The organism is Kitasatospora sp. NPDC059817 (assembly GCF_042731835.1).
GTDB lineage: Bacteria > Actinomycetota > Actinomycetes > Streptomycetales > Streptomycetaceae > Kitasatospora.
Map to the genome: position 1 here is coordinate 1 of NZ_JBHWIR010000305.1, position 5,598 is coordinate 5,598.

At 74.7% G+C, this 5,598-nt stretch carries 5 protein-coding genes; 3 read left to right on the plus strand and 2 right to left on the minus strand.

What is annotated here, in order from left to right:
- Positions 1-78 precede the first annotated feature (78 nt).
- The gene (locus ACFV61_RS33915) at positions 79-1,728 is read left to right on the plus strand and encodes an alpha/beta hydrolase (protein ID WP_380495922.1); all 1,650 of its coding nucleotides are present in this window, start codon (positions 79-81) and stop codon (positions 1,726-1,728) included.
- Between the two features lie 171 nt (positions 1,729-1,899).
- Positions 1,900-2,598, plus strand: coding sequence for a DUF6585 family protein (locus tag ACFV61_RS33920; protein WP_380495924.1), 699 nt, complete (start codon positions 1,900-1,902; stop codon positions 2,596-2,598).
- 34 nt (positions 2,599-2,632) lie between these two features.
- On the opposite strand, the gene ACFV61_RS33925 is transcribed toward ACFV61_RS33920, so the two are convergent.
- Both ACFV61_RS33925 and ACFV61_RS33930 read right to left on the minus strand, forming a co-directional pair.
- Positions 2,633-2,929: a hypothetical protein gene (locus ACFV61_RS33925; RefSeq protein WP_380495926.1), complete on the minus strand. Its 297-nt coding sequence runs from the start codon at positions 2,927-2,929 to the stop codon at positions 2,633-2,635.
- A 33-nt stretch (positions 2,930-2,962) separates the two neighbouring features.
- Positions 2,963-3,346 (minus strand): hypothetical protein, encoded by a 384-nt coding sequence (locus tag ACFV61_RS33930; protein WP_380495928.1) that lies wholly within the window; start codon positions 3,344-3,346, stop codon positions 2,963-2,965.
- Positions 3,347-4,019: 673 nt separating this feature from the next.
- On the opposite strand from ACFV61_RS33930, the gene ACFV61_RS33935 reads away from it, so the two are divergent.
- Entirely contained in the window at positions 4,020-5,495 is a 1,476-nt protein-coding gene (locus ACFV61_RS33935; RefSeq protein ID WP_380495931.1) for a lytic transglycosylase domain-containing protein, read from the plus strand.
- Positions 5,496-5,598: the final 103 nt, after the last annotated feature.

Genomic DNA, 5,598 nt, shown 5'->3' on the forward strand with positions numbered 1-5,598 from the left:
GGGGTGTACCCAGCACCACCCCGGACACGGAACCCCGCATGATCGACCGTCAGGGCGGGCTCGGACAGGATCATTCCCGTGAACACCAACGCATCGAACACCACGGCCTCGCACGCCATCACGCCGAACACCACCGCGCCGAGCACCACCGCACCGAACACCACCGCCTCGCACACCCCGGCGGCCGGCGCCACCGCCTCCCGCACCCGGCGCGCCGCCGTGGCCGTCGCCGCCGCCGTCCTGGCCGGCCTCGCCGTGCCGGCCACCGCCAGCGCCGCCCCGGACGCCGGCCGGAACCCGGGCGACGCCGAGGTCGCCCCCGCCCGCTACACCCACCAGACCCTCGCCTGGCAGCCCTGCGCCAAGCAACCGGCGCTGGACTGCGCCACCATGACCGCCCCGCGCGACTGGCACCACGCCGACGCCGGCGCCGACGTGACGATCGCCGTCTCCCGACACCGCGCCGGCGACCCGGCCAAGCGCAAGGGCACGCTACTGATGGCCGCCGGCGGCCCCGGCGCCTCGGGCCTGCTGCGCCCGGCGAACCTGGCCACCGCCGCCCCGGCCGTCGGCGCCGCGTACGACATCGTGGGCTTCGACCAGCGCGGGGTCGGCGAGAGCACCCGGGCCGTGTGCCAGACGCCGGAGGAGTTCCAGGACTTCCTGGCCGGCGACTTCCGCGACCAGTCCCCGGCGGCGATCGCCCGGGTGGTCGCCAACTCCAAGAAGCTGGCCGCCAGTTGCCAGGAGCGCACAGGCGACCTGCTGCCCTACCTGAACACCGAGCAGACCGCCCACGACATCGACCTGTTCCGCGGCCTGCTCGGCGAGCAGAAGCTCAGCTACTTCGGCCCGTCCTACGCCTCGATGATCGGGGCCTACTACGGAACGCTCTTCCCGCACCGGGTCGAGCGGATGGTCCTGGACAGCAACATCGGCTTCGACGGCACCTGGGAGAAGTTCGAACTGGGCCAGCCGATGAGCTTCCAGCGCCGCTTCGACGAGGACTTCGTGCCGTGGCTGGCGGCCCGCGACGCCACCTACCACTGGGGCTCCACCCCCGAGGAGGTGCAGGCGCGCTGGGAGCAGCGGCGCGCCGCGCTGCACGACCAGCCCATCATCGACGGCTCCCTGACGATCGGCCCGAACCAGCTGGACAACGGCGCGATCAGCGCGATCTACGAGCGGGAGACCTTCCCCTTCCTCGCCCAGGCCCTGACCGCCGTCGACGACTGGCAGGGGGCCGACCCCGCGGCCAAGGCGATGGCCGGGCGGCTGTTCGGCCAGTACCTCAGCCCGGAGTTCCTCGCCGAGTACTTCTCGGTGACCTGCAACGACACCCCGTGGACCACGGACATGGACACCTGGGTCCAGCGCGGCGCGGAGAACACCGCGCGCTATCCGCTGGTGGGCGCCCGCACGCTGGCCTTCAGCGCGGTCTGCGCGTCCTGGCCGACCGCGCCCGCCCCCAAGGTCAAGGTGACCGGCGCCCACCTGCCGACGGTGCTGATGCTCAACTCGGTGCACGACCCGGCGACGTACTACGAGGCGGCGCTCGGCGCGCACCGCGCGCTGCGCGGCTCCAAGCTGGTGACCGTCACCGGGAGCGGCGACCACGGCCAGTACCCCACCGCCAACTCCTGCGTCACGAACGTCGTCGAGAGCTACCTGCTGGGCGACCGCGCCCCCGAGCGCGACCTCGTCTGCCCCACCCCGCAGGCGGGTTGAGCGCCTGGCCGCTCCACCGCGGCCGTCGAAGCGCGCGTCGGGTGAGGCCCAGCGGGGCGCGATTGGCCGAAAGACTGCCAAAGTCCAAGCGGGCGGGCGCTGTTGTGCCTCACCACTCCCGGCTCCGGGGAATACTGCGATGGACGTAGTCGCCACACACAGGAGCGCGCCATGGTGAAGGTCGTCGAGACCACGGATACCCAGATCACCGCCGCAGTGGCCGAGCAGGCGCAGGAGGCCGACCTCGGCCTGCTGCGCCAGTGCTTCCTGGTGCTGACGAAGACGCGACTCTTCGGCCAGCCGCGCGAGCAGGAGAAGCTCCGGGTCTACCACTTCGACCACGGCCTGGTGCACGAGGGCGGCGGCCTGCAGCTCACGGTCTTCCGCTGGGACGAGGTCTCGACCGTGATGCAGTCGACCGTCGCCCACTACACGCACAGCATCTACACCGAAACGGACTTCTCCTACCAGTTCACCCGGGACGACGGGGAGACGTTCACGATCGACGGCAAGTACCGCGACCCGCGGCGCGCCAAGCTCAGCGGCGGGGACAAAGGCACCCAGCTGGGCAGGTGGGCGGAGTTGGGCGAGACCGCCGCACACTACGTCGCGGCCACCCAGCTGTCCGGGGCCCGGGCCTCACTGGCGGACGGAGAGGAACTGGCCTTCGGTGACCTGCTGGTCAGCTCGGCCGGACTGAGCACGGTGAAGCGCGGTTTCGTGCCCTGGTCCGACATCAAGTCGATCAGCGTGGTCAACGGCTACCTGGTGGTCAAGAAGGACGGCAAGTTCCTCTCGCTGTCGAACACCGCGGTCAGCCGGATCCCGAACTACGCGCTCTTCATGATGCTGCTGGGCCGTTCCGACTGACGCGCGGCCGGCCCGGACGGGCCCTGGAGCGCCGTCAGGACGGCGAGTCGCTCGCCGAACGCCCCAACCGCGACCGGAGCCAGGCGAAGGCGGCGGCGAGCCCGGCGAAGCCCCCGACGGCGAGCTTGATGCCGGCCTTGGCGACGATCCAGCCGACCCAGGGGACGCTCCAGCCCAGCCAGTGGAAGACGGCCAGCAGGACGGCGGCGCCGCAGAGGGCGGCGAGCACCGTGACGGCCACGGCGGCGGCCCGCGAGAGCTCTCGTGGGCCGTCGCCCGTCGCGTCCTGCGCCTGGTCGCCCGTCAGCTGCTTCGTGTCCCCATCACCCATGGGGATCATCCTACGGATTCCTCACCGGCTTCCTCACCGGCGGACACGATGGGTGTCGCCGAGGTGCTCGCCGGTCTCGTCGTCGGGGAAGCTGACGGCGAGGGTGACGCGGTACTCGTCCACGTCCTCGCGGTGCCCCGGCACCCGGGCCCAGGCCAGCGAGTGCACCTCGGCCCCGGGGGCCTGCCGGCACCAGGCGGCGGCCTCCTCCAGTACGCGGGCGGCCGAACGCCCGGTGCACACCACGGCGGTGTACGCGGCGACGGCGAGGTCCCCACCGCTGCGGGCGACCCGCGAGACCGCCCGGACGGCGGCCGCGGCCTGGGTCAGGTCGCGGGCCAGGTCGTCGACCACCCGAGGGGGGGTCGGCAGGACGACCGCTCCCTCGGCGACGGTCTCGGGCAGGTTCGCGCTCACAGTCCGGGCCTCCATCCGCATGGTCACGGGGCACAGCATGCCGGGCGGAGATTCCTGGCATGCCCTTTTCACCAGAACGTCACCCGTCCAGGGGCGAGTTGGGGCCGCCCCCTGGCGTCCGCACGCCCGCCCTGGTAGGGAAACACCCACCCGGCGGCCGGTATCCACGCAGGTCAGGAGGGTCGACGGCGGGCGCCGCCGGGGAGCCCGGAACGACGCGCACGCACCACCCCCGCGCCCCGGACCGCCGGTCCGGGCCCCTGCACGCCCGGCCCACCACCGGCACGCCCCCGGTCAACTCCCTTGGCAGAAAGGGGATATGCCGCCGACACCCGACCCGGACACCCCTCCGGCGCCGCCACCGGGCCTGCGGACGGAACCTGCGGGGGACGCGCGCGCACGCCAACTCGCTTACCCGGCATGGCCGTCGGCCCGCCCGGCCGCGGCGCGGATCCGGCCCCGAACCGAGCCCGAGCGGCAGTTCCCCCGCCCCTGGTGACGTGCGGCTTGTGACGCCGGTGCCGGGCCGGGGCAACCTCCGGCCACCCCTGTCGCGTCAGATCGTCGTGATACTAATCGTTGCGACTGTGGGAGCCGCCGGCCGGCGGCAGGCACGATGACGGCGGTTCATCCGTTCCGGGAGGGCCGGGACGGCTACGGGGAGGGGCACGGTATGACGGCGAGGTTCGGCAAGGTGCAGGGCGGGCGCGGGCTGCGGCTCGGCAAGCGGGTCACGGGGACGGCTGCGGCCTTCACCGCACTCGCCGCGCTGACGGGCTCCCAGGTGACGGGCTTCGGGCTCGCCCCGGTCGCGGCCGCCGACGCCGTGACGGCGCCGGACACCGCCGGCTCACCGGCCGGTGGCGGCCCGACCGCCGGCGCCGGCAGCACCTTCGGCACCGGCCTCCCGGCCGACGGCGGCGGCACCGTCCAACTGCCGCAGCCGCCCGGCACGGTGCCCGGCGCGCCCACCGCCGGCCCCTTCGCCGCCACCGGCCCGGCCCTGCCCGCGACCGTGCTCGCCGCCTACCGCCAGGCCGAGGCCTCGGCCGCGCAGCGCTCGCCCGGCTGCCACCTGCCGTGGCAACTGCTGGCCGCGATCGGCCAGGTCGAGTCCGGCCAGGCCAACGGCGGCCAGGTGGACGCGGCGGGGACGACCCTCACCCCGATCCTCGGACCGGCCCTGGACGGCAACGGCTTCGCCGCGATACCCGACAGCGACGGCGGGCGCTACGACGGCGACGCACGCTGGGACCGCGCCGTCGGACCGATGCAGTTCATCCCCTCCACCTGGGCGACCTGGGGCACGGACGCCAACGGCGACGGCAAGGCCGACCCGAACAACATCTTCGACGCCGCCGAGAGCGCCGCCCGCTACCTGTGCGCGGGCGGGCGCGACCTCGCCGACCCGGCGCAGCTCGACCGGGCGATCCTCAGCTACAACAACTCGGGCGAGTACCTGCGGACGGTCCGCAACTGGATGGCGCACTACGGCAGCGGCACCGTCACCACCGTGCCGAACCGCCCGGCCTCCTCGACCCCGCCGGCCTCGCTGCCGTCCCCGCTCCTGCCGCTCGTGCCGCTGCTGCCCCCGACCGGGACGACTCCGGGCGCCACCACCGGGACGCCAAGCGCCCCCGCGACCACCCCGACCCCGGGCGGGCAGCCCTCGCCGAGCGCGCAGCCGACCTCGCCGGCCCCGACGCAGTCGTCCTCCGCGCAGCCGACGACGGACCCGAGCACCACGCCGACGGGCACGCCCAGCAGCACGCCGCCGTCGACCGCGCCGGCCACGCCGTCCGGCACGCCGTCGACCACTCCGTCGGGCACCCCGTCCGGAACGCCGTCCGGCACCCCGTCCGGAACGCCGTCCGGCACCCCCACCACGACGCCGACCACGACGCCGACCGGAACGCCCACCGGCTGCCCGAGCCCGACGGCCACGGCCACGACCACCCCGACGGGCAGCCCGTCCCCGACGGCCACCCCGACCGGAACGCCGACCGGCACCCCGGCCGCCCCCGGATGCGCCACGGCGACGCCGACCCCCGGCGGCACCCCCACCCCGGGCGGCACCCCCTCCTCCGCCGCCCCGAGCACGACCCCCAGCGCGGGCCTCTCCCCCTCGGCCGCCCCGCCGACCCGCTGACACCGCCTCATCCGCCCACGGGCCCCCCCCCCGCTGCCCGGCCCGCCCCCAACCCCCCCCCCCCCCCACCCCACCCCCAACCGCCACACCAACCGCACCCACC